Origin of the sequence: Halobaculum rubrum (assembly GCF_019880225.1) — an archaeon.
In the GTDB taxonomy this organism is placed as follows: Archaea; Halobacteriota; Halobacteria; order Halobacteriales; family Haloferacaceae; genus Halobaculum; species Halobaculum rubrum.
Genome location: NZ_CP082284.1, coordinates 850,932 through 871,297 on the forward strand (window position 1 = coordinate 850,932; position 20,366 = coordinate 871,297).

23 protein-coding genes and 1 tRNA gene are annotated in these 20,366 nt (G+C 70.6%); 13 read left to right on the plus strand and 11 right to left on the minus strand.

Translation table 11 applies throughout. The features are described 5' to 3' along the window. The first annotated feature begins 121 nt into the window (after positions 1-121). From K6T25_RS04465 to K6T25_RS04475, 3 genes are read left to right on the plus strand one after another with little or no spacing between them, the layout of a single operon-like run. Complete coding sequence (locus K6T25_RS04465; protein WP_222916833.1) at positions 122-295, plus strand: DUF5786 family protein; 174 nt, start codon at positions 122-124, stop codon at positions 293-295. A gap of 49 nt (positions 296-344) precedes the next feature. After that, positions 345-1,061 carry an endonuclease dU gene (locus tag K6T25_RS04470; RefSeq protein WP_222916834.1) on the plus strand — a complete coding sequence of 239 codons (717 nt, stop codon included), beginning with the start codon at positions 345-347 and terminating at the stop codon, positions 1,059-1,061. Positions 1,062-1,091: 30 nt separating this feature from the next. Further along, positions 1,092-1,700, plus strand: coding sequence for a uracil-DNA glycosylase (locus K6T25_RS04475; RefSeq protein WP_222916836.1), 609 nt, complete (start codon positions 1,092-1,094; stop codon positions 1,698-1,700). Here K6T25_RS04475 and K6T25_RS04480 read toward each other — a convergent pair. The 4 genes from K6T25_RS04480 to K6T25_RS04495 form a co-directional block, all read right to left on the minus strand. Next, positions 1,694-2,380, minus strand: coding sequence for a rhomboid family intramembrane serine protease (locus K6T25_RS04480; protein WP_222916837.1), 687 nt, complete (start codon positions 2,378-2,380; stop codon positions 1,694-1,696). The two genes, K6T25_RS04475 and K6T25_RS04480, sit on opposite strands and share 7 nt — an antisense overlap. Before the next feature lie 166 nt (positions 2,381-2,546). After that, positions 2,547-3,137 carry a 50S ribosomal protein L15e gene (locus K6T25_RS04485; protein WP_222916839.1) on the minus strand — a complete coding sequence of 197 codons (591 nt, stop codon included), beginning with the start codon at positions 3,135-3,137 and terminating at the stop codon, positions 2,547-2,549. Positions 3,138-3,271: 134 nt separating this feature from the next. Beyond that, positions 3,272-3,592 carry a hypothetical protein gene (locus K6T25_RS04490; RefSeq protein ID WP_222916840.1) on the minus strand — a complete coding sequence of 107 codons (321 nt, stop codon included), beginning with the start codon at positions 3,590-3,592 and terminating at the stop codon, positions 3,272-3,274. A gap of 57 nt (positions 3,593-3,649) precedes the next feature. Further along, on the minus strand, positions 3,650-4,567 hold the full coding sequence (locus K6T25_RS04495) for a serine/threonine-protein kinase RIO2 (protein ID WP_222916842.1): 918 nt from the start codon (positions 4,565-4,567) through the stop codon (positions 3,650-3,652). Between the two features lie 144 nt (positions 4,568-4,711). On the opposite strand from K6T25_RS04495, the gene K6T25_RS04500 reads away from it, so the two are divergent. From K6T25_RS04500 to K6T25_RS04530, 7 genes are all read left to right on the plus strand, one after another. After that, entirely contained in the window at positions 4,712-5,581 is an 870-nt protein-coding gene (locus K6T25_RS04500) for a lipoate--protein ligase family protein (protein ID WP_222916843.1), read from the plus strand. Positions 5,582-5,691: 110 nt separating this feature from the next. Continuing rightward, the gene (locus tag K6T25_RS04505) at positions 5,692-6,543 is read left to right on the plus strand and encodes a deoxyribonuclease IV (protein ID WP_222916845.1); all 852 of its coding nucleotides are present in this window, start codon (positions 5,692-5,694) and stop codon (positions 6,541-6,543) included. Between the two features lie 57 nt (positions 6,544-6,600). After that, positions 6,601-7,020: a hypothetical protein gene (locus tag K6T25_RS04510; RefSeq protein ID WP_222916846.1), complete on the plus strand. Its 420-nt coding sequence runs from the start codon at positions 6,601-6,603 to the stop codon at positions 7,018-7,020. A 74-nt stretch (positions 7,021-7,094) separates the two neighbouring features. Then, complete coding sequence (locus K6T25_RS04515) at positions 7,095-8,624, plus strand: carboxypeptidase M32 (protein WP_222916848.1); 1,530 nt, start codon at positions 7,095-7,097, stop codon at positions 8,622-8,624. A gap of 193 nt (positions 8,625-8,817) precedes the next feature. Beyond that, positions 8,818-9,006 (plus strand): HVO_0416 family zinc finger protein, encoded by a 189-nt coding sequence (locus K6T25_RS04520; RefSeq protein WP_222916849.1) that lies wholly within the window; start codon positions 8,818-8,820, stop codon positions 9,004-9,006. 165 nt (positions 9,007-9,171) lie between these two features. Next, positions 9,172-11,037, plus strand: a complete 1,866-nt coding sequence (locus tag K6T25_RS04525) for a UvrD-helicase domain-containing protein (protein WP_222916851.1) — start codon at positions 9,172-9,174, stop codon at positions 11,035-11,037. Beyond that, positions 11,038-12,279 (plus strand): M24 family metallopeptidase, encoded by a 1,242-nt coding sequence (locus tag K6T25_RS04530; RefSeq protein WP_222916853.1) that lies wholly within the window; start codon positions 11,038-11,040, stop codon positions 12,277-12,279. A gap of 12 nt (positions 12,280-12,291) precedes the next feature. Here K6T25_RS04530 and K6T25_RS04535 read toward each other — a convergent pair whose 3' ends face one another. Next, entirely contained in the window at positions 12,292-12,540 is a 249-nt protein-coding gene (locus tag K6T25_RS04535; protein WP_222916855.1) for a DUF7533 family protein, read from the minus strand. Between the two features lie 70 nt (positions 12,541-12,610). Further along, a complete protein-coding gene (locus K6T25_RS04540; RefSeq protein ID WP_222916857.1) occupies positions 12,611-13,255 on the minus strand; it encodes a DUF502 domain-containing protein in 645 nt (214 codons plus the stop codon). 96 nt (positions 13,256-13,351) lie between these two features. On the opposite strand from K6T25_RS04540, the gene K6T25_RS04545 reads away from it, so the two are divergent. Then, positions 13,352-14,002, plus strand: coding sequence for a riboflavin synthase (locus tag K6T25_RS04545; RefSeq protein WP_222916859.1), 651 nt, complete (start codon positions 13,352-13,354; stop codon positions 14,000-14,002). Positions 14,003-14,506: 504 nt separating this feature from the next. Here the strand turns inward: K6T25_RS04545 and K6T25_RS04550 are convergent. From K6T25_RS04550 to K6T25_RS04570, 5 genes are all read right to left on the minus strand, one after another. Further along, positions 14,507-14,588 (minus strand) — tRNA-Ser (locus tag K6T25_RS04550). 28 nt (positions 14,589-14,616) lie between these two features. Beyond that, entirely contained in the window at positions 14,617-14,820 is a 204-nt protein-coding gene (locus tag K6T25_RS04555) for a DUF7981 family protein (protein WP_222916861.1), read from the minus strand. 3 nt (positions 14,821-14,823) lie between these two features. Continuing rightward, positions 14,824-15,204 (minus strand): Rid family detoxifying hydrolase, encoded by a 381-nt coding sequence (locus K6T25_RS04560; protein ID WP_222916863.1) that lies wholly within the window; start codon positions 15,202-15,204, stop codon positions 14,824-14,826. 91 nt (positions 15,205-15,295) lie between these two features. Next, positions 15,296-16,507, minus strand: a complete 1,212-nt coding sequence (gene ilvA, locus K6T25_RS04565; RefSeq protein WP_222916865.1) for a threonine ammonia-lyase — start codon at positions 16,505-16,507, stop codon at positions 15,296-15,298. A gap of 280 nt (positions 16,508-16,787) precedes the next feature. Beyond that, a complete protein-coding gene (locus K6T25_RS04570; RefSeq protein WP_222916867.1) occupies positions 16,788-17,243 on the minus strand; it encodes a gamma-glutamylcyclotransferase family protein in 456 nt (151 codons plus the stop codon). 134 nt (positions 17,244-17,377) lie between these two features. On the opposite strand from K6T25_RS04570, the gene K6T25_RS04575 reads away from it, so the two are divergent. After that, the gene (locus tag K6T25_RS04575; protein WP_222916869.1) at positions 17,378-18,781 is read left to right on the plus strand and encodes an MATE family efflux transporter; all 1,404 of its coding nucleotides are present in this window, start codon (positions 17,378-17,380) and stop codon (positions 18,779-18,781) included. A 62-nt stretch (positions 18,782-18,843) separates the two neighbouring features. Further along, positions 18,844-20,343 carry an MATE family efflux transporter gene (locus K6T25_RS04580; RefSeq protein WP_222916871.1) on the plus strand — a complete coding sequence of 500 codons (1,500 nt, stop codon included), beginning with the start codon at positions 18,844-18,846 and terminating at the stop codon, positions 20,341-20,343. Positions 20,344-20,366: the final 23 nt, after the last annotated feature.

A 20,366-nucleotide genomic window follows, 5' to 3' on the forward strand; every position in this document is an offset into this window, starting at 1 on the left:
GAACGCTGTGGCGCCGCGCGTAAAAGCCGACCTGCCGCGGCAGCGACGCAGTCGCGGACTCGTCGCGTCGACCGGACCGACCCCCAGATATTTCTGGCGGTATCGGCTATGTATAGACGGTATGGGCTTCGGAAGCTACGACGAATCCGAACAGGAGAACCAGGCGCTCGATTCGGATCTCGACGAGGACACCGTCGACGGCGGCGGCGACGCCGACCACGACGGCGACATCGAGTTCGAGTTCGAAGCCTCGAACGACGAACTCCTCGACACGCTCGAGGAGATCAAGGACTGACGGTCGTCCGGTCGCCGAGCGGGCCCCGACTGCCGCGCCACACAGCACCGTGACCCCCGGAACCCGCGCGCTCGGCGTCGCCGTCTCGGCCGACGGCCGGTCGGACGACGAGCCGCCCGCCCGCGCGACGGTCGCGGCCGCGGTCGTCCGGACCGACCGCGTGGTCGACGGGCTCTCGTTTTCGACGTGTACCGTCGGCGGGAGCGACGCGACCGCCGCCGTGGTCGAGTGCATCAACCGGCTCGGGCGCCCGGACGCGCGCCACGTCCTGCTCGCCGGCGTCGCTCCGGCGTGGTTCAACCTGATCGATCTCCGCCGCGTCCACGAGGCGGCCGAGCGCGCGGTCGTCGCGGTCTCGTTCGAGGCGAGCTCCGGGCTCGAACCCCACCTACGCGAACACTTCACCGGCGACGCCCTCGACCGACGGCTGACCGTCTACGAGTCGCTTCCCGATCGGGAGCCGCTGTCCCTTGACGGCGACGAGATCGGCGGTGGCGGCGACGACGCGGTCGACATCGACGGGAGCGGTGACGACGACCGAAAGAGCGAGCGCGAACCCGACGTGTGGGTCCGTCCGGTCGGCGTCGACGCCGGCGCGGCTCGCCGTATCGTCACCGCGCACACGCCCGAGGGACAGGGTCGTCCCGAACCGCTCCGGGTGGCGAGGCTCGCGGCTCGCGCCGGTCGTACGTACGCCGAGCGGCGGGCGGAAGCCGCGTCGAATGCCGGACCGAGTTCGGCGTCGAAGGACGCCCGAGACGGGTAGGTTTACCTCCGCGGCGGGTCGCGTTCGCGTATGAGCGAGCAGTCGCTGGACGGGGACCTGTGCGTGTCCGACTGCGAGCGCTGTCCGGCGCTCGCGGAGTCGCGCTCGCGGATCGTCAATGGGACCGGGCCGACCGACGCCGACCTCGTGTTCGTCGGCGAGGCCCCGGGTGCCACCGAGGACGAGCAGGGCGAGCCCTTCGTCGGCCGTTCGGGAACGGTGCTGGACGACGCGCTGCGGGACGCCGGCCTCGCACGCGCCGACGTGCGCATCACCAACTGCGTGCGCTGCCGCCCGCCGGACAACCGCGACCCCCACAGCGACGAACTGGACAACTGCCGCGGCTACCTCGCCGAAGAACTCGCGCGCGTCGATCCCGAACTCGTCGTCACGCTCGGAAAGGTGCCCTCACAACACCTCCTCGGCCGCTCGGTCGCGGTAACGAACGAGGCGGGCGAGGTGTTCGACGCCCGCGTCGGCGACGCGGCGGTCCGCCTGCTGGTGTGTCTCCACCCGGCGGCGACGCTGTACGACCGGAGCCAGGCCGACGCGTTCGAGGAGACGATCCGGACGGCCGCGGAGCTTGCGGGGCTCACGGACGGGGATTCGGGCGGACAGTCGTCGCTGGGTGACTACTGAGCGTCGCCCGAGGTCGATCCCCTTCTCCCGGCGCGCCACAGCGCCCCGACCGCGAGCCCGAGGACGAGCCCGGACAGGTGGCCGCCGTTGACCTGGACTGGCGCGTGCGGGAGGCTCACCAGGAGGTTGCCGACCACCGCGAGGACGGACGAGAGCCCCACGAGCGCGGCGACGACGTCCAGTTCCGTGATCCGCCCCCGGAAGCGGATCCCGCGGACCAGCGCGAACCCGCCGAGCGCGTAGCCGAGCCCGCTGATCCCGTAGAACGCGACGTTCGACTCCGGACTGTACGCGAGCAGCACCGCGTAGCCGACCCCGAGCGTGAGGACTGCGCCGGTCGCCACGAACGCCCAGTAGCCCCGCGGCGAGAAGTGGCGCTCCTGCGGAGCCAACACCAGCAACACGAGGACGTTCGAGAGGAAGTGCGGCACCCCGCGGTGGAGGAACAGCGACAGGAGGTACACCGAGTCGTCGCCGCGGAGATAGAGGAACGCCGTCAGCGCCCGCACCGACGACGCGCCCGTGAGGTACGTTCCGACGACCTGCAGCAGGAACACGCCGGCGGTGAGCAGCACCAGCGTCAGCGTCGTCCCGGTGCGGGCCGACCGGTACTGGCGGACCAGCGACGAGACGAACGCGTTCCAGTCGTCGCCCGACTCCGGCAGCCCGTCCGTCTCCATCGCCCTCCGTTCGGGGACGGCCGACCTTAGGAGTTCCTCGATCGCGGCCAGCCGGCGACGGACCGGGATCGCCGGAGGACTGCGACCGGACGGGCCGCCGAAGGCGGCGCGACCGCTGTGGAGCGATGGATCGGCGAAAAACGGGAATTCGGTCGAGTCGCGGGCGTTACTTGCCGCCGCGGTCGCCGCGCGAGATCGACGGACGGGTCTTCTCGGTCCCCTTGCCGCGCTGATCCAAGCCGCGGTTGTTCTTGCCCGCGTTCGTGAGGCCGCGGAACGCGCGGCCGCGCTGGGAGTCGTCGCAGATCCAGTTGAGCTCGTCGTCGTTCTCGATCGCGGGGTGCTCGGGGTCGACGAGGATCACTTCGGTCCACTTCTGGGAGCCGTCCTGCCCGACCGGGTAGGAGGCGAGCACGCGGAGGTTCGGGTACTTCCGCGAAACGCGCTCCTCGCCGATGCGCTGGATCGACTTCCGGCGGCCGATGCGGTTGACGCCCTGGCGCTTCGAGCGGCGGCCCGCCTTGTGGCGCTGCTTGCGCGCGCCGCCCTTGCGGACGGAGACGCGCGTCATCACGACGCCCTGCTTGGCCTTGTAGCCGAGCTCGCGCGCCTTGTCGAGGCGGGTCGGTCGGTCGATGCGGACGATGGCGCCCTCGTCGCGCCAGTCCTGTTTGCGCTGCCACTGCAGTTCCGCGAGCTTGCCCTCGTCCTGGTTCCGCCAGGCTTCCTTGATGTGGGAGTAGAAGCTTCGTGCCATTGGTGGTCTCCGCGGGCGCTTGCGATTCAACCGCGTCGGGGAACCCCCGAGCGGTCACATTTCGTCCCGGCGTACCGGGTGCCCACTGGCGGCCCACCTGCCAGCGAGTTGGTCGTAGTTCCGTCCTATCGCTGTTAAGGGCTGCGTTTCGCGTCGTCGGTCCCGTCGGCTCCACCGAGGTCGTCCCGACGGACCCGGGGTCCGACCCCGAGCGCGGGGACGATAGCCACCCACCCGGCGATCACGAGCACGAAGCCCGCGACCCCGTAGTACAGGTGCGAGCAGCAGTAGTAGCCGCCGCCGAAGCCGCGAAGGAACTCCCGGCCGCCGTACGCGACCGCGAGGGTTCCGACGGCCGCGACGAACGGCCTGGAGAGCGGTTCGGGGTAGCGGGCGAGGAGGCGCGGGGACCAGACGGCGCCGACCAAAAGCGCCGCCGCGACGAGTTCGTTCACGGCCCAGTGCTCACGACGGGTCGTGAAAAACCCGCCGCAGCGGCGTGCGTCCGTCGCCTACGCCTCGGAGCCTGCGAACGCTCGCACCGACTCGAACTCGCCGTCGACGATCGCGTCGGCGACCGCGTCGGCGTCGACGTCGGGCGTCTCGCTCGGGTACTTCCGGACGAAGTAGCTCACGATGTTGTCCACGTCGCGCGCGAGCAGCTCGTCGGCGTTCTCGTGGTCCGTCTCGACCGACTGGGGCCAGTCGAAGATCACGATCCCGTCATCGCTGACGGCGACGTTGTACTCGGAGATGTCCGCGTGGACGTAGCCCGCGCGGTAGGCCAGATCCATCTCGCGGAGGACAAGATCCAGCACGCCCACCGCCTGCTCCGACCGAAGCTTCGCGTTCGCCAGCTCCGGGCCGGGGAGCTTCTCCATCACGATCGCGTGGCGGTTGTGGTCGATCGGCCGCGGCACCGATACCTGCGGATAGAGGTCCTCCAGCGCGCCGTACTCGCGCTCGGCGGCCTTGCGTGCGGTGTACTGCCAGGAGACGTGATTGTTGTCGCTGGTGTAGTCGCGCTCCTTGTTCACCTCGCGGAAGTTGGTGTACCCCTCGCGGTGGAACTTCAGCGCCATCGGACGGTACGTCTCCACCTCGTACACGTCGCTTTCCTTCCCGACGCCCAGCGACGAGCCCATCCCGGTGACCGTCTCGCGCTCGGCGAACGTGTGCAGCGCCAGCGCGTCGTATCCCATGAAGGTGAGCTGGTACCCCTCGTACTGGATCGTCTCGCGTCGGATCAGGTCGCGGTCGGCACAGCGATCGATCCGGTACTCGGCGTTCTCCTCGGAGAGCCCGGCGTACCCCGGGATCTTCTCGACGTTGACCCACTCCGAGAAGCGCATGCCCTGCTCGACCCCCGAGAGGAGATAGAAGTCCTCGGGCTCGAGCTCGGCCATCGTTTCGGCGACGTTTCCGACCATTACCCGTGTGTCGTCGCCGCGAGGTGAAAAGGAGTTCGCGGCGGGGACCGGTCGATGGCTCGGTCGTCGACCCGCCGGCTCGCGACCGGCGGCTCTTTGGTCGGCAACCGGCGGCTCTTTGGCCCGCGGCGCCGGACTTCCGCCATGAGCGATTCGGACGCCGAGCGCGACGCGGTCGGCGCGGACGACGGCTCCGCGGGCCCGCTCGCCGACCGGGAGTGGCGACTGATCCGCGAGGAGTCGCGGCCGGGACCGCTGAACATGGCGCTCGATGAGGTCGCCGCCGAGACCGCCGCCGACGGCGGCCCCCGCACGGTCCGCGTGTACCGCTGGGAGCCGTCGTGTCTCTCGATGGGATACACGCAGGACCCCGAGACGGTCGACTGGGACCACTGCGCCGACGCCGGGGTCGACGTGACGCGCCGGCAGACCGGCGGCGGCGGCATCTATCACGACCACGACGGCGACGTCTCCTACTCGATCACCGCACCCGCTTCGGAGTTGCCGGGGAAGCTCCTCGACGCCTACCACCGGCTGTGTGAGCCAGTCCTCGACGCCTTTCGCGCGCTCGGCGTCGACGCCGACTACGCCGACGAGGAGCGCCCGGCGATCTATCACCCAGCGTGCTATCTCCGCGCCCTCCATCCGGCCCACGACGTGTGCGCCGACGGCGGCGCGGGACGGAAGCTCTCGGGCAACGCGCAGTACCGGCGGGAGGCGAGCGTCATCCAGCACGGTTCTGTCACGTTCGACGCGAAGCCGCGCGAGCACCTCGCGGTCTTCCGCGACCACGGGGTCGAGGAGGAGCGATTCGCCGACCGCGTCGGCGGGATAACTGACTACGCAGACGCGACCCGCGAGGCGGCCGTCGCCGCGTTCGAGGACGCGCTGGCGAGGTGGGCCGACGCCGAGGCGGGCGGCTGGACCGACGCGGAACTCGACCGGGCCGAGGAGATCGCCGACGAGAAGTACCGCAGCGACGGCTGGGTTCGCGAGCAGCCGGGTCGGCGATAGTCGCTTCGGGCCGTCAGAACCCGAACGGCCGTGGTCACCTGGGCGTCGGCGAACTCCCGCGAGCGGCCGGTTTCGAAGCCGCTTTGACCCCCGACTCGTCACCGGAGGGTATGAGCGCAGACAGCGACGCGACGCTCCGGATCGGCGCCCACGAGTCCATCGCCGGCGGCACGTACAACGCCGTCGACGCGCTGGTCGACGACGGCGGCAACTGCGGCCAGATCTTCACTCACTCCCCGCAGGTGTGGCAGAGTCCGAACATCGACGACGACGAGGCCGAGCAGTTTCGCGGGCTGAGCGACGAACACGGCGTCGGCCCGTGGGTCATCCACTCGTCGTACCTCGTGAACCTCTGCACGCCGAAGGACGACCTCCGCGAGAAGTCGGTCGACTCCATGCAGGAGGAGGTCGACGCCGCCGCGACGCTCGATATCCCGTACGTGAACGTCCACCTCGGCGCCCACACCGGCGCGGGCGTCGAGCAGGGGCTCGACAACGCCGCGAGCGCCCTCGACGAGCTCGAGGTCCCCGACGGCGTGACCGTCCTCGTCGAGTCGGACGCCGGCTCGGGCACCAAGCTCGGCGGCGACTTCGAGCACCTCGCGGCCGTGCTGGAGCGCTCCGAGCAGGACCTGGACATCTGCCTCGACACCGCCCACGCGTTCGCCGCGGGCTACGACCTCTCGACGGCCGAGGGCGTCGCGGAGACGGTCGCCGAACTCGACGAGGTCGTCGGGCTGGAGCATCTGGAGTGCGTCCACCTCAACGACTCGAAACACGAGTGCGGGACGAACAAAGACGAGCACGCCCACGTCGGCGAGGGCCGCATCGGCGAGGAGGGCATGCGCGCGTTCATCAACCACGAGGACCTGCGCGACGTGCCGCTCGTGCTGGAGACGCCGACGGAGGACGGCAAGTCCTTCGCGTGGAACATCGAGCGCGTTCGCGAGCTCCGCGAGTAACCGAGTCGCTCTCCGACACCGCATCCGCAGCCCACCACACTCACCGTCCCCGACCCGATGACCCGGAGTCCCCGTTCCCTGCTCGGTCAGTTCGTCCTCTGGACCGCCGGTGCCGTCGGCGTGCAACTGGTTCTCGGCGTCTCCTGGGGAGCGTCCGGGAGCGTGTTCGACCCGGCCGCGCTCGCGGACGCCGCGGTCGTCGGCGCCTGCGTCGCCGCCGGCGGCGTCGCGGCGTCGCCGCTGTCCGTCCGCGGCCGGGACGTCGTCGGCGTGCTCGTCACCACCGCCCTCCTCACCGCGCTGGCGACGACGGCGTTCGGCGCCGACGCGACGACGGCGAACGACCTCGCCTCGCTGGTCGCCGGCTACGGCGTGTTCGTCGCGCTCGCGTACACGGTCGGGTGGACCGTCGACGGCGTGCTCCGGCGGGGCGTCGTCATCGATGACGGCGCGGTGACGTTCGCCGGGGACCGGTAGCCGCCCGCGGCGCGGAATCGGCCATCCGTGCGGGCCACCCGGAGGTTGATACCACGGCGCACGCTGGCTCCCGCATGGCACCTCCGACGACCGACCTCGACTCGACGGTTACCGACGACGCCTCCGACGCGTATCGAGAGTTGATGGGGCAGTACGAACGGATCGCCCACCTCGAAAGCGGCAGCGGCGTCCTCTACTGGGACCAGCAGGTGACGATGCCGACCGGCGGCACCGCCGCCCGCGGGAAACAGCTCGCGGCGCTGTCGGCGACGACCCACGAGAAGCTGACGAGCGACGCGATGGCCGACGCGCTCGACGGCGCCGAGGACGCCGACCTCGACGACGAGCGCGCGGCGAACGTCCGGGAGATCCGGCGGCGACACGAGCGCAACCGTTCGGTGCCCGAGTCGCTCGTCGAGGAACTGACCGAGCACCGCTCGCACAGCCAGCAGGTGTGGAAGGAGGCGAAGGCCGACGACGACTTCGCACGGTTCGCGCCGGCGCTGGAGACGCTGCGCGACCTCCAGATCGAGCGCGCGGAGGCGATCACGCCCGATCGCCCCGCCTACGAGGTCATGTACGAGGACGGCGAGCCGTACCTCCCCCTGGAGCGGCTGGAGGAGATATTCGAGGAACTGAAGACGGGACTCGTCCCGCTCATCGAGGAGATCGAGGCCTCAGACGCCGATCTCGCGTCCCCGTTCGTCGCGGCGGGTCCGTACGACGACGACACCCAGCGCGGGCTCTCGGAGGCCGTGCTGGACCTGCTGCACTACCCCGACGATCGCGGGCGACTCGACGTGTCCGCCCACCCGTTCACCTCCGGCAACCAGTTCGACGCGCGGATCACGACGCGCTTCAAGCCGGAGGACCCGATGGACGCGTTCACCGCGACCGTCCACGAGTTCGGCCACGCCAGCTACGAGCTCGGCCTGCCGGACGGCCGCTTCGGCGAGCCGCTCGGTGCGTCGCTGTCCTCCGGCGTTCACGAGTCGCAGTCGCGGTTCTGGGAGAACCACGTCGCCCGAACCGAGCCGTTCTGGGAGGGGTTCGTCGACGAGGCGAACGACCACCTCGGCACCGACGCGACCGCGCGGGAGGCGTACGAGGCGGTGAATCAGATCTACCCGGACAACCTGATCCGCGTCGAGGCGGACGAGCTCACCTACCACCTCCACATCATCCTCCGGTGTGAGATCGACCGCGCGATCGTCGAGGGCGACATCTCGATCGAGGAGGTTCCGCGGGTCTGGAACGAGAAGATGGACGACTACCTCGGCGTCGTCCCCGACACCGACGCCGAGGGCTGCCTGCAGGACATCCACTGGAGCGGCCGCTTCGCCGCGTTCCAGGGGTACACCATCGGCTCGGTGCTGGCGGCGCAGTTGGACCACGCGATGCGCGAGGACCTGGGCGACGTGGACGCGCTGATCCGCGAGGGCGACCTCGAGCCGCTGTGGGAGTGGATGACCGAACACGTCCACCGACACGGCCGGCGGTACCCGACGGACGAACTGGTCGAGGAGGCGACCGGCGAGCCGCTGACGGCCGAGTACTTCCTCGACTACGTCGAGGAGAAGTTCGGCGAACTGTACGGGCTCTGATCGGCGGAGGGAGGCCCCGCGTTCGCCGCGCGGGGCTCAACGCCGCGCACAACGAGGTCCGCTCGCTCACGGCGAACCGCGATCCGACCACTCCGCGGCGCCGCCTCGGACGATCGGAACCGCCTTCCGGCGGTTTCACGAACGATAGACTCGCCAGAAGGTATATGTGTACCCATGGTATAGCGTAACATGTATGGCGTCGGCACCGAGCCCGGATGGCGACCTGTTCGACGAGTTCCTGACCAGCCGCGGCCACGACGTGGAGACGGCCCGATGGGAGGAGTCCTATAACAAAAAGCAGTGTCCCGACTGCGGCGGGCTTCACGACGGCGACGCCGCGGAGTGCTCGGTGTGCGGCTGGCGACCCGAGACATCCCGCTGACCACGCCGTGAACTGACGACACGACGCATCGACGAAGCGATCGGCGGACCCGCGCCCCGGCCGCCGACAACGCGACGCGAGGGCGCCGATACGAACCTTCTGCCGACCGGACACGTCCGTTCGTGAGGGCGAGCCACGTCGCTTATGAGTCACGGACGAGTGGACATGGTAATGAGCGACCCGACGGTTACCCGCCTGTTCGGTGGTCCGGGCAGCGGGAAGACGACTGCGCTCCTCGACCGCGTCGAGGGGCTCATCGACGAGGGGACCGACGTCCGCGATATCCTCGTCGTTTCGTACACGCGCGCGGCGGCCGCCGAGGTCCGCGAGCGCCTCGCCGAACGCCTCGACACGACCCCGCGTCACCTGCAGGGGAACGTCTGCACCATGCACGCGAAGGCGTACGAACTGCTGAACCTCTCCCGAGGCGACGTGGTCGGCGAGGACGACAAGGAGGAGTTCTGCGACGACTACGGCGTCGAGTTCGAGGACGAGTACTCCGGCGGCGGCCGCCGCACCGCGCGCTCGACGACGCTCGGAAACAAGGTGATCGCCACCTCCCAGTGGCTCCAGCGCACAGAACGCGACGTGTCCGACTGGTACGACGTGCCGTTCCAGTGGGATGTCGAGGAGGTCCGGCTCCCCCCCGAGATCGACCCGAACGCCCAGGAGGGGAACAAGTACACCCCGACGTGGCCCGGCGACGACGACCGCCTCAACGTGCCCGAGGCGATCCGGGCGTGGCGCGCGTACAAGGGCGACGAGGGGCTGGTCGGCTTCGCCGACATGCTCGAACGGGTTGCACAACGCTCGCTGCTGCCAAGCGTCGATCACCTGGTGATCGACGAGTTCCAGGACATCACGACGCTGCAGTACGACGTGTACCAGGAGTGGAAGCCGCACATGGAGTCGTGCCTCATCGCCGGCGACGACGATCAGGTCGTGTACGCCTGGCAGGGCGCCGACCCCGCGCTGCTTCTGGACACCGAGGTCGACAACGACGAGGTGCTGCCGAACTCCTACCGGCTCCCCTCGAACATCCTCAACGTCGTCAACACGGAGATCCGCCACATCGACAGGCGCCAAGAGAAGGACCTCAAACCCCGCACTGAGGGCGGCGCAGTCGAGGCCATCGACTCCCCGTCGATGCTCGATCTCGTTCGGAACGTCCGCCACACCGTCCAGAGCACGGACGACGAGACGGTGATGGTGCTGTTCCGCGCGCGCTATCAGATGTTCGACTTCATCGACGAGTTCATCGCCGAGGGGATCCCGTTCTCGTGTCTCACCGACCAGCGGATGTGGACCGACCGCCTCACCGACTACGTGCGCGCGATCGAGGCCGTCGATCGCGACGAGGTGCTGACCGCGCTGCAGGCGCGCCGCCTCGCTGACATCCTACAGGACTCGGCGTTCGGCAGCAACGAGCGCGACGAACTGTACGACTTCCTCGACGACGTGGAGGAGACCGCCGACGAGGACGACCTCGCGGAGATACCGCTGTCCCCCGAGGACGTGAGCGAGTTCGTCCCGTTCATGCCCGACGGGCCGTCGGCCGCCGACATGGCCCGCAAGATCACCAGCTTCCAGCGGAAGTCCGTGAAGGCGTACTTCGCGGGCGGGTACGAAGGCGAGGACCCCAGCCGGGTCCGCCTCGGCACGATCCACTCCGCGAAGGGTCGCGAGGCCGACCACGTGTTCGTCAACACCGACCTCACCGAGAAGGTGGTCGAGCAGATGGCCGCCCAGGCCGAACAGCAGGGCCTCGACGTGACCGGCGTCGACGGCGAGGAGTTCACCAAGTCCACCAGCCCGGTGCCGGTGCTCACGAACAACGAGCGCCGGGTGTTCTACGTCGGCATGTCCCGCGCTCGCGAGCGGCTCGTCCTCATGGAGAACCTCGTCACCGGCGCGCCGACGCTGCCGATCTCGGTCGTCCTCCACAACGAGATCCGCGAGGCGGACCCCCAGGCGATCGTCGACGAGATCGTCGAGGAGGTCGAGGCGCCCGACCCCGAAGTCGAAGCGTAGATGCCCGCACAGCGAGACGGCCCCGCGTCCGGATCCGCCGACGCGCTCGACACCGACGACGCGCCGCTCGCGGCCGAACTCGCTGACCGCGACGCCGTCGGACTGGTCGCCGTCGGCGACCGCTTCGACGACGACATCCGGTGGCTGACCCGATTCTCCGGTCCGGACCGCGACTACGCGTTCGTGGCGACTCCCGCGAGCGATGCGGATCCGGACACGAACGAGGGTACGGACGGCGTCCACGCCACCCTGTGTGCGCCCGCGCTGTTCGACGAACAGGCGCGCCGGGAGTTCCCCGGCGACGCCGTCCGCGTCGACGACCAGGGCGATCCGGCTGGCGTTCGCGCCGCCGCCGCGCTCGCCGACCGCGGCGTGGAGTCGGGCACCGTGCTCGTCCCACGGGGGATCCCCCACGACGCGGCGGTGTACCTCGAACGGGCGGGCTACGAGGTCGCCTCGACCGACGCGGTCGCACGCGCCCGCGAGACGAAGACCGACGCGGAGGTCGGCCGACTGCGCCGCGTCCAGCGCGCGGCGATCCGCGGGATCGCCCGCGCCGAGGCGATCCTCGCCGAGGCGACCGTCGACCCCGATGCGGACGACGGCGCCGGCGCGGTGCGCTGGAACGGCGGCGTGCTCTCGACCGAGCGCCTCCGACGACAGGTGAACGAGGTGCTCGCGGCCCACGGGGTCCGCGACGCCGGCAACACCGTGATCGGCGCGGGCGCGACGGCCGCCGACCTTCACTACACCGGCACGGACGTGATCCGCCCGGGCGAGACGGTGCTGCTCGACGTGTCGCCACGTGGCCCGGACGGCTACTACGGCGACGTGACGCGGACGTTCGCGGTCGACCCCGACGGCGGCTGGGAGCGCCGAGCGTACCTCGCGGTCGAGGCGGCCCGGGAGGCCGCACTGGAGGAGGTCGCCGCGGGCGTCCCGGCCTCGACCGTCCACGAGGAGGCCGCCGCCGAACTCGCGGCCCACGGCTTCCGCGTCGACTCCCCCGAGGTGGGATTCACCCACTCGACGGGCCACGGCGTCGGCATCTCGCTCCACGAGGGGCCGTCGCTGGGGGGCGACGACGAACTGGCGGCCGGGAACGTGGTCACGATCGAGCCGGGCGTGTACGACCCCGAGGAGGGCGGCGTCCGCCTCGAGGACCTGATCGTCGTCACCGCCGACGGGTTCGAGTTCCTCGGCGAGTACCCGTTCTCGCTGGTGCCGCGCGACCGCGAGTAGTCGGTCCCGGCTCTATCGCTCGTCGGCGTCGTCGGGCTCGTCGACCACGGCGCCGACGGCCGTCTCGGCCGCCTTCGCCGGCACGTCGTCTGGGCTCGTGAGTCGACGGGGCAACACGACCATCAGGACCGCGATCACCAGCGCTACCGTGCCGAACACGGTGTCGCCGTTGAGGACGGTCTGGATCCCGTAGACGGCGACCGGGAGCGCGAAGATCAGCGTCGCCGCGAGTCCGACCTGTTCGAGGATGCCGAGCGCCACGCGGGCCGCTACAGCGGCGGGCGTTGAAACCCTGTCGCCCGGGTTCGGCTGTCGGACACCCGCACCGGAATCACTCGGCCGTTGAGACCGCCGCGGGGAGCCGGTCCGGATCGTCGACCGACAGCCCGGTCGTGACGAGCAGCCGGAGGCCGCGCGCGACGCTCATGTCGATCTCCGCGTAGTCGTCGGGGTGGATCATCACGAGCTTCCCCGCGGTCGGGTTGGGGCTGTGCGGGAAGAAGACGGTCATCAGCTCCTCGCCGGCCGCCCGGCGGACGCTCCGCGGGGCGGGGTTCGTGACGAACCCGATCGACCACGTGCCGTCGTGGGGGAACTCCGCGACGACGACTCGGTCGAAGCCGTCGCCGGGCGTCGCCAGCGACTCGCTCACCTGCCGGACGCCGAAGTACACCGCCCGGATCACCGGCAGGAGCCGAACGCCCCGCTCGAACCCGCCGAACAGCCGTCGCCCCGCCTCGTGGGAGGCGACGAAGCCGACGAGGGTGATCACCAGCGCGACGAACCCGATCGCCAGCGCCGTCGCGAGCGCCTCGTTGCCCGCCACCTCGGCGAGACCCGTGCCGCTCACGAGCGGCGCGAGCGTGACGGTGAGCCGGTCGACCGCCCAGTCGAGAACGAACAGCGTCACCGCCAACGGGAGCACGACGAACAACCCCGCGACGAAGCTCGAACGCAGCCGCGCGATCGTGTCCATATCTATCGACGCGGGCGGACCCCGGATAAGTTCACGCGTCTCCGGGGGCGTCTCGGTATCGGAACGCTTTCCGCTCGTGAGACACTTCTGTCGGGCATGTTCACCGGAATCGTGGAGACCGCGGGCGAGGTGGTCGGGCGCGAGGAGACGCCCGACGGGCTCCGCCTGCGCGTCGCGGCCGGCGGGCTCGACGACCTCCACCACGGGCAGTCGATCGCCGTCAGCGGCGTCTGTCTCACCGTCGAGGAGTTCGGCGAGCGCGACGACGACCGCTCGTGGTTCTCCGTGTTCCTCGCCGCCGAGACGGTCGCGAAGACGTACCTCGACGACCTGCGCGAGGGCGACGCGGTCAACATCGAGCGCGCGCTCGCCGCGGACGGCCGCTTCGACGGCCACGTGGTGCAGGGCCACGTCGACACCACAGCCGAGATCACCGGGATCGAGCGCGTGGGCGAGGACTGGCGGTTTACCTTCTCGGTCCCCGAGGGGTTCGACCGCTACGTCGTCGACAAGGGCTCGGTCGCGCTCGACGGGATCTCGCTGACGGTCGCGGAGAAGCGCGACGGCGAGTTCGACGCCGCGATCATCCCGACGACGTACGAGTTGACGAACCTCGGCGAGAAAGCGGTCGGCGACCCGGTGCACGTCGAGGTCGACGTGGTCGCGAAGTACGTCGAGGAGATGCTGGCGGGGTACGCGGAGTCGCTGGTGGAGGCGCCGGAGTCGGCGCCGTCGGCGGACGACTAGTTCTTCGCGGTCGGCGCGCGCCGGCGGGCCTGTTTGCCCGCCGGACACGCGCAAGGGACGAGCGAGCCGTGAGTGGAGCGAACGGTGAGTGAGTCGGCTGGGGAGGGTGTGGCTTCGGTGCGGTCGCTGTGGGCGGGACTGAAAGGGGCTGCCGCGCTCGTGAGACGAGACGACGTAAGCACCGCAGTGAACGCAGTGAGCGAGGAGCGCAGCGAGTCCCAGCCCACGAGCGTGGCAGGGGCTTTCGCGCTCATCACCACGGTTTTCCGCAGAGCACTCGACGGCGATCCGCTGTTGACGGGTACAGTTCCGTCACGCCAGATGACGCAAGACAGGGATTTGAACCACGCCGAGACGGGCCTGCTCGCTCGCGTTGCTCGCTGCGCGGGCTGCGACTCGTCTACTTCAAATCCCTGCGTACGGGTCTCACGGACTCGCGGCTCGCTCGGAGGTGTTCACTTCGTTCACGTCTCGCGTCGCTCGCGGTGCGAGTCCTTCAGAAGACGCCAGGACAGGGATTTGAACCCTGGATCCCATAGGGGAACACGCTTTCCAGGCGTGCGCCTTACCACTCGGCCATCCTGGCTCGTATCGATCCTTCCCCGCTGTGAGTTTTAAGCCTGTCCCTTCCGCGTCAGTCGATACTCGAACCGATAGGCGGCGACGGCCACCATCGCGCCCACGACCGCCGCGAGCGCGAACAGCCCGGCGAACCCGAACGGGAGCCCCGGCCCGACCAGCACCAGCGCCTGCCCGGCGACGAGCACGACCAACAGCCCGATCGCGCCCCACAGCAGCGCCGACTTCTCGCGGGACACCGCCTACGACACGTCGACGACCGCCTCGATCTCGACGCCGACGCCCTTCGGGAGCGCGCCCGCCTGCACCGCCGAGCGCGCCGGTGGCTCCGCATCGAAGTAGGTGGCGTACGTCTCGTTCATCTCCTCGAAGTCGTCGATGTCCGCGAGGAACACCGTCGTCTTCAGCACGTCCGAGGCGCCGCCCCCGGCCTCCTCCACGATCGCGAGGAGGTTGTCGAGCGCGAGCTCGGTCTGCTCGGCGATCGGCGCGTCGTCCCGCAACTCGCCGTCCGGCGTGAGCGGGATCTGCCCCGCCGTGAACAGGAGGTCGCCGTTCGTCGTCGCCTGGCTGTACGCGCCGACCGCGGCCGGCGCCTCGTCGGTGGAGACCACACGCTTCATACACGAGAGTGCGACCGGCCGGCGCATAAATCGCGGGGGAGTCGGTCGGCTCGGTGAGGCGTCGGCCCGCCGCCGCTACGGCGGCGTCGCGTCAGGCCTCCACATCGACCTCGTAGCCCGCCTCCTCCAGCGCGGCGACGACCTCCGCGGCGTGCTCGTGTCCGTGGGTCTCCAACTCGATCTCCAGGTCCGCGGCGTCGACGGCGATGTCGCGGGAGGTGCGGTCGTGGGTCAGCGCGTACACGTTCGCGTCCTCGCGGGCGATGATGCTCGCGACACGCTCCAACTCGCCGGGGCGGTCCTTCAGCTCCAGCGAGACCTTGAGGTACCGGCCCATTCGCACGAGCCCGCGGAGGATCACCGTGATCAGCGTGTTCATGTCGATGTTCCCGCCACACAGCGCCGGGACGATCACCTCCCCGTCCCCGTAGTCGAACCGCTCCTCCAGCACCGCCGCAAGCGCCACCGCGCCCGCCCCCTCGACGACGGTCTTCGAGCGCTCCAGAAGGAGGGTGAGCGTCTCGGCGATCGCCTCGTCGTCGACGGTGACGACCTCGTCGACGCGCTCGCGGATGTACGGGAACGTGTGCTCGCCGACCTCGCGAACCGCGATGCCGTCGGCGACCGTGTCGACGCCCTCCAGTTCGACTCGCTCGCCCTCGCGCACGGAACGGGCCGCCGAGTCGGCACCGGCCGCCTGCACGCCGACGACGCGCACGTCGTCGAGCGCGCCCTTCAGCGCCGTCGCCACCCCCGATATCAGCCCGCCGCCGCCGATGGGGACGACGACCGTGTCCACCTCGGGGCACTGGTCGGCGATCTCCAAGCCGATCGTCCCCTGCCCGGCCATCACGCGCTCGTCCTCGAAGGCGTGGACGTACACCCTGTCCTCCTCGCGTTCGAGCTCGTGGGCGTGCGCCTGCGCCTCGTCGTAGTCGATGCCGTGGAGGACGACGTCGCCGCCGTAGCGTTTGGTCGCCTCGACCTTCGAGACCGGCGCGTACTTCGGCATCACGATGGTCGAGTCGACGCCGGCCCGCGTCGCCGCCAGCGCGACCCCCTGCGCGTGGTTGCCGGCGCTGGCGGTGACGACCCCCCGATCGCGTTCCGCCTCGGAGAGGGCGGCGATGCGGTTCATCGCGCCGCGGATCTTGAACGCACCGGTCCGCTGGGTGTTCTCCAGTTTCAGGTTGATCTCCGCCCCAGTCAGCTCCGAGAAACTGTGCGAGTAGTTTAGAGGCGTCCGTACCGCGACCTGTTCGACGTGCTCGCGGGCGGCGAGCACGTCCTCGTAGTCGAGCATACTCCGGCTTCGCCGGTCGCCGGTGTATCGGTTGTGATCACCGCAGTCGGTCGGCCGGGGATCGAACGGAGTCGCCGCCCGAGACCGGTCGGCCCCAGGATCGGGCCGGCGGCTCGCGAACGGAACGTGGGGAAAGAGGGGGAATGCACGCGTGTGACGTGCGATCGCAGACAGACACCCCGAGTACATAAAAGTAAGTCACGCGGAGTGAAAGTGAAACCGCAAGACAGCAACCACGTATCCTCGGTGTCAGACGCTTGTCCGCCTCCCGTCGCGCGCTTCAACTTTGCGGCTGTATCCGTACCGTGACGCCGCGGTCACGGACCGTGCGCGCGACTCGCGCCTCGAAGGGTCCGTTCCCCGGCCACGCCGCCGGCGCGTCGAGCCGCTCGGGGTCGCCGACGTACACCGCGGCCTCGCCCTGTGGGTCGCCGTCGGGACGGATAAGTGGAACCGAGACCCGTACGTACAGCCCGTCGTCGACGCGCTCGTACGCGTCGAGCGCCGCGATCTCGTCGGTGCGCAACAGCCGACCGCCGACCGCCGCGTCGTCGCCGAGACCGTCGTCGCCGACGCGGTCGCTGCTGTCGTCCTCGACCGGCGGTGCGAGCGTCGGGTAGCGACCTTCGACGACGCGCAACCCCTCCAGCCTCGCGGCGCCGGCGAACGCGAACGAGTCGAGCAGCTCGCGCACCCGGGCGGGCTCCGTCAGCGTGCCGTACACGAACACGTCCATGGGAGCCACAACCCGCCCGCGGGCTTGGCTGTTGGGGCGGTCGGAGCCCGTGGGCCAACCGCGGCTTCCGGATCGAGCGTCCCGCGGCGTTCCGCTTCCGGAACCGCCAAACCGCGACCGTTCGACGGACCGATATGAATCGCGAGCGCCTGCTCGGCGTCTGGCGGCGCGTGCTCTCGCTCGCGTGGCCCGTGATGGCCGAGCAGACGTTCCGCACGGCCATGCGGACGACCGACATCGTCGTCACCGCGCAGTTCTCCCCCGCGGCGGTCGTCGCCATCGGCCTCGCGGACCTGTACGCCCGGTTCCCGCTCCGCATCGGGCTCGGCCTCGGCGGGGGCGCGATCGCGCTCTCCAGCCAGGACACCGGCGCCGCCGCCGACGCCAATCGCGACGAGGCGGTGACACAGGCGCTCCTGATGGGCCTGCTCGCGGGCGTGCCGTTCGTGTTCGTCGGGCTGTTCCTCGGCGAGCCGATCATCGCACTCCTCGGGGCGGACGCGAACACCGCGGCGCTGGGGGGAACGTACCTCGCCATCGTGTTCGCCACCGCGCCCGCGCGCCACGTCGCGCTCATCGGCGCGCGGTCGCTGCAGGGCACCGGCGACACCCGCACCCCGATGTACGTGAACGTGCTCGCGAACGCGCTCAACATCGCTGGGTCGGTCGTCCTCGGGCTCGGCCTGCTCGGCGCGCCGCGGCTCGACATCGTCGGTGTCGGCATCGCGACCGCCGCCGCGAACGTGCTCACCGCCGCGCTCCTGCTGGCGGCGATGGCGACCTCGTGGGCCGACGCGAGCCTCGTCCGCCCGCGCGACACGGTGATCGCGAGACAGCTCCTCCGGGTGTCGACGCCGCGGGTGCTGGAGGGCTTCTCCGCGACGATCGCGGAGTTCCCATTCAACGCGCTGCTGCTCGGGTTCGGCACGGAGGTCAACGCCGGGTTCCAGATCGGCCGGCGGATGTACCAGCAGGTGACCGGCCCGCTCTCGCGCGGCTACAACGTCGCCGCCAGCGTCGTCGTCGGGCAGTCGCTCGGCGACGGCGACGCCGACGGCGCCCGGTACAACGGCTACGCGGTGACGGGGCTCGGGCTCGCGACCGTCGGCGTCATCGGCGTCCTTCTCGTCGCGCTCGCGCCCGCGTTCGTCTCGGTGTTCACCGACGACGCCGGGACGGTTCCGCACGCGGTCGCGTTCGCCCGCGTGTACGGCGCGACCGCCGCGTTCCTCGTGGCCTTCACCGTCCTCTCGGGGGCGCTTCAGGGCGCCAGCGAGACGCGCGTTCCCCTCGTCGGACGGCTCGTCGGAACGTTCGGCTTCCTGCTGGGAACGACGTATCTCGTCGGCGAGGTGCTCGGTTTCGGCGCACGAGGGGCGTACCTCGCGGTCGGCCTCCAGTACGTCTGCATGACCGCGATCGTCGTCTGGGGGTTCCGCTACACGAACTGGGCGGATCGGGCGGCCGAGATGATGGCCGAACGCGGGAGCGCCGACGGCGACGAGGCCGAAGGCACGGGGGGCCCCGAGGGGGCGTGATCCATCGTTACCGCGTGACAATGGGCCGATAGCTACAAGTTTGGATCCCTCGCCCGGCCGGCGTGTCCCTTCGTTCCCGCGTCGCCGCCGGACTCGACGGCGCGCTGCCGGCCGGGTGGTACCCGACGTGGCGGCGGGCCGTCGGGCTCGGCGCCCCCGTGACCGCCCGCAACGGCGTCGGCCAGTTGATGCGGACGACCGATGTGGTCATCTCGGCGGCGCTGTCGCCGGCAGCGGTCGTCGGCCTCGGCATCGCCGACCTCTTCGCCTCGCTGCCGTTCCGCGCGAGCGGCGGCGTCGTCGGGGCATCCGCGACACTCACGAGCCAGGACACCGGCGCGGGCGCCGACGCCAACCGCGACGAGGCGTTCACTCAGGCGGCCCTGCTGGCGGCGCTCGTGACGCTCCCGTTCGCGCTCGTCGGGATCAGTCTCGGCGCGGAGGTGCTCCGGCTCGTCGGCGCCGACGCCGCGTCCGCCCGGGAGGGTGCGCGCTACCTCGCGCTCGTCTCCGTGCCGATGCCGCTCGGGGCGTTCGCGGCGGTATCGAGCGCGACCTTGGAGGCCACCGGCGATACCAAGACGCCAACGTACGTGTCGGTGCCAGCTTCGGCGTTCAACGCCGGCGCCTCACTCGTGTTTGGCCTCGGCCTGCTCGGCGCGCCCCGGCTCGGTATCGTCGGCATCGGCGCCGCCTCGCTCGTCGCGATGACCGCCCGGTCGCTCGTGCTCGTCGCCTACGCCCACCTGCGGGGTCCGGTGAGGTTCGTCCGTCCGCGCGACCCGACGATCGCGCGCCAGATCGTTCGCATCGGCGTCCCACAGAGCGCCGCGGGCGTCGTCACGGCCGTCGCGGTGTTCCCGTTCAACACGCTCGTGCTTCAGTTCGGAACGGCCGCGAACGCCGGCTACCAGCTCGCGTGGCGGGTGTACACGCAAGTGCTCGCGCCAGTCGGCAGCGGCGTCGGCCGCGGCGCGAGCATCGTCGTCGGTCAGCGTCTCGGCGAGCGCGCCGCCGCGAGCGCGGACGACACCGCCGACGGCGTGACCGACGACGATACGCCGGCGGCTCCGAGGGATGAGCCGGGGGTCCGAGGCGAGGCTGGGCTTCCCGTCGCGCGGGTCGCGACCGCGCTGGTCGTGCTCGGGGGCGGGATCGCGCTTGTACTCGGCGGCGGCGTCGCCCTCGCGGCCGGGTCGATCGCGCGACTGCTCGCCGAGGACCCGACGGTCGCCGCGGCCGCGACCCCGTTCGTCACGGTGCTCGGGCTCTCGGGGGTGCTCGGCATCACCAACGTCGTCGCGTCGGCGTCGCTCGACGCCGCCGGGGAGACGCGCGTCCCGCTGGCCTCGCGGGTGATCGGGATGTTCGGCGGCTACGTCGGGGTGTCGTGGGGGCTGTACGAGCTGGCCGGCTGGGGCATCGAGGCGGCCTACGCCGGTCAGTTCGCCTGCTACGTCCTCATGCTCGCGGTGACGGCGTGGGGGCTCGTCCGGACTGACTGGGTGGGCCGGGCGACCGCCATGCTCGACGAGCGAGGGAGCGTCGGCTCGGACGGGTGACGGAGCGAAAACGGACGACGAAA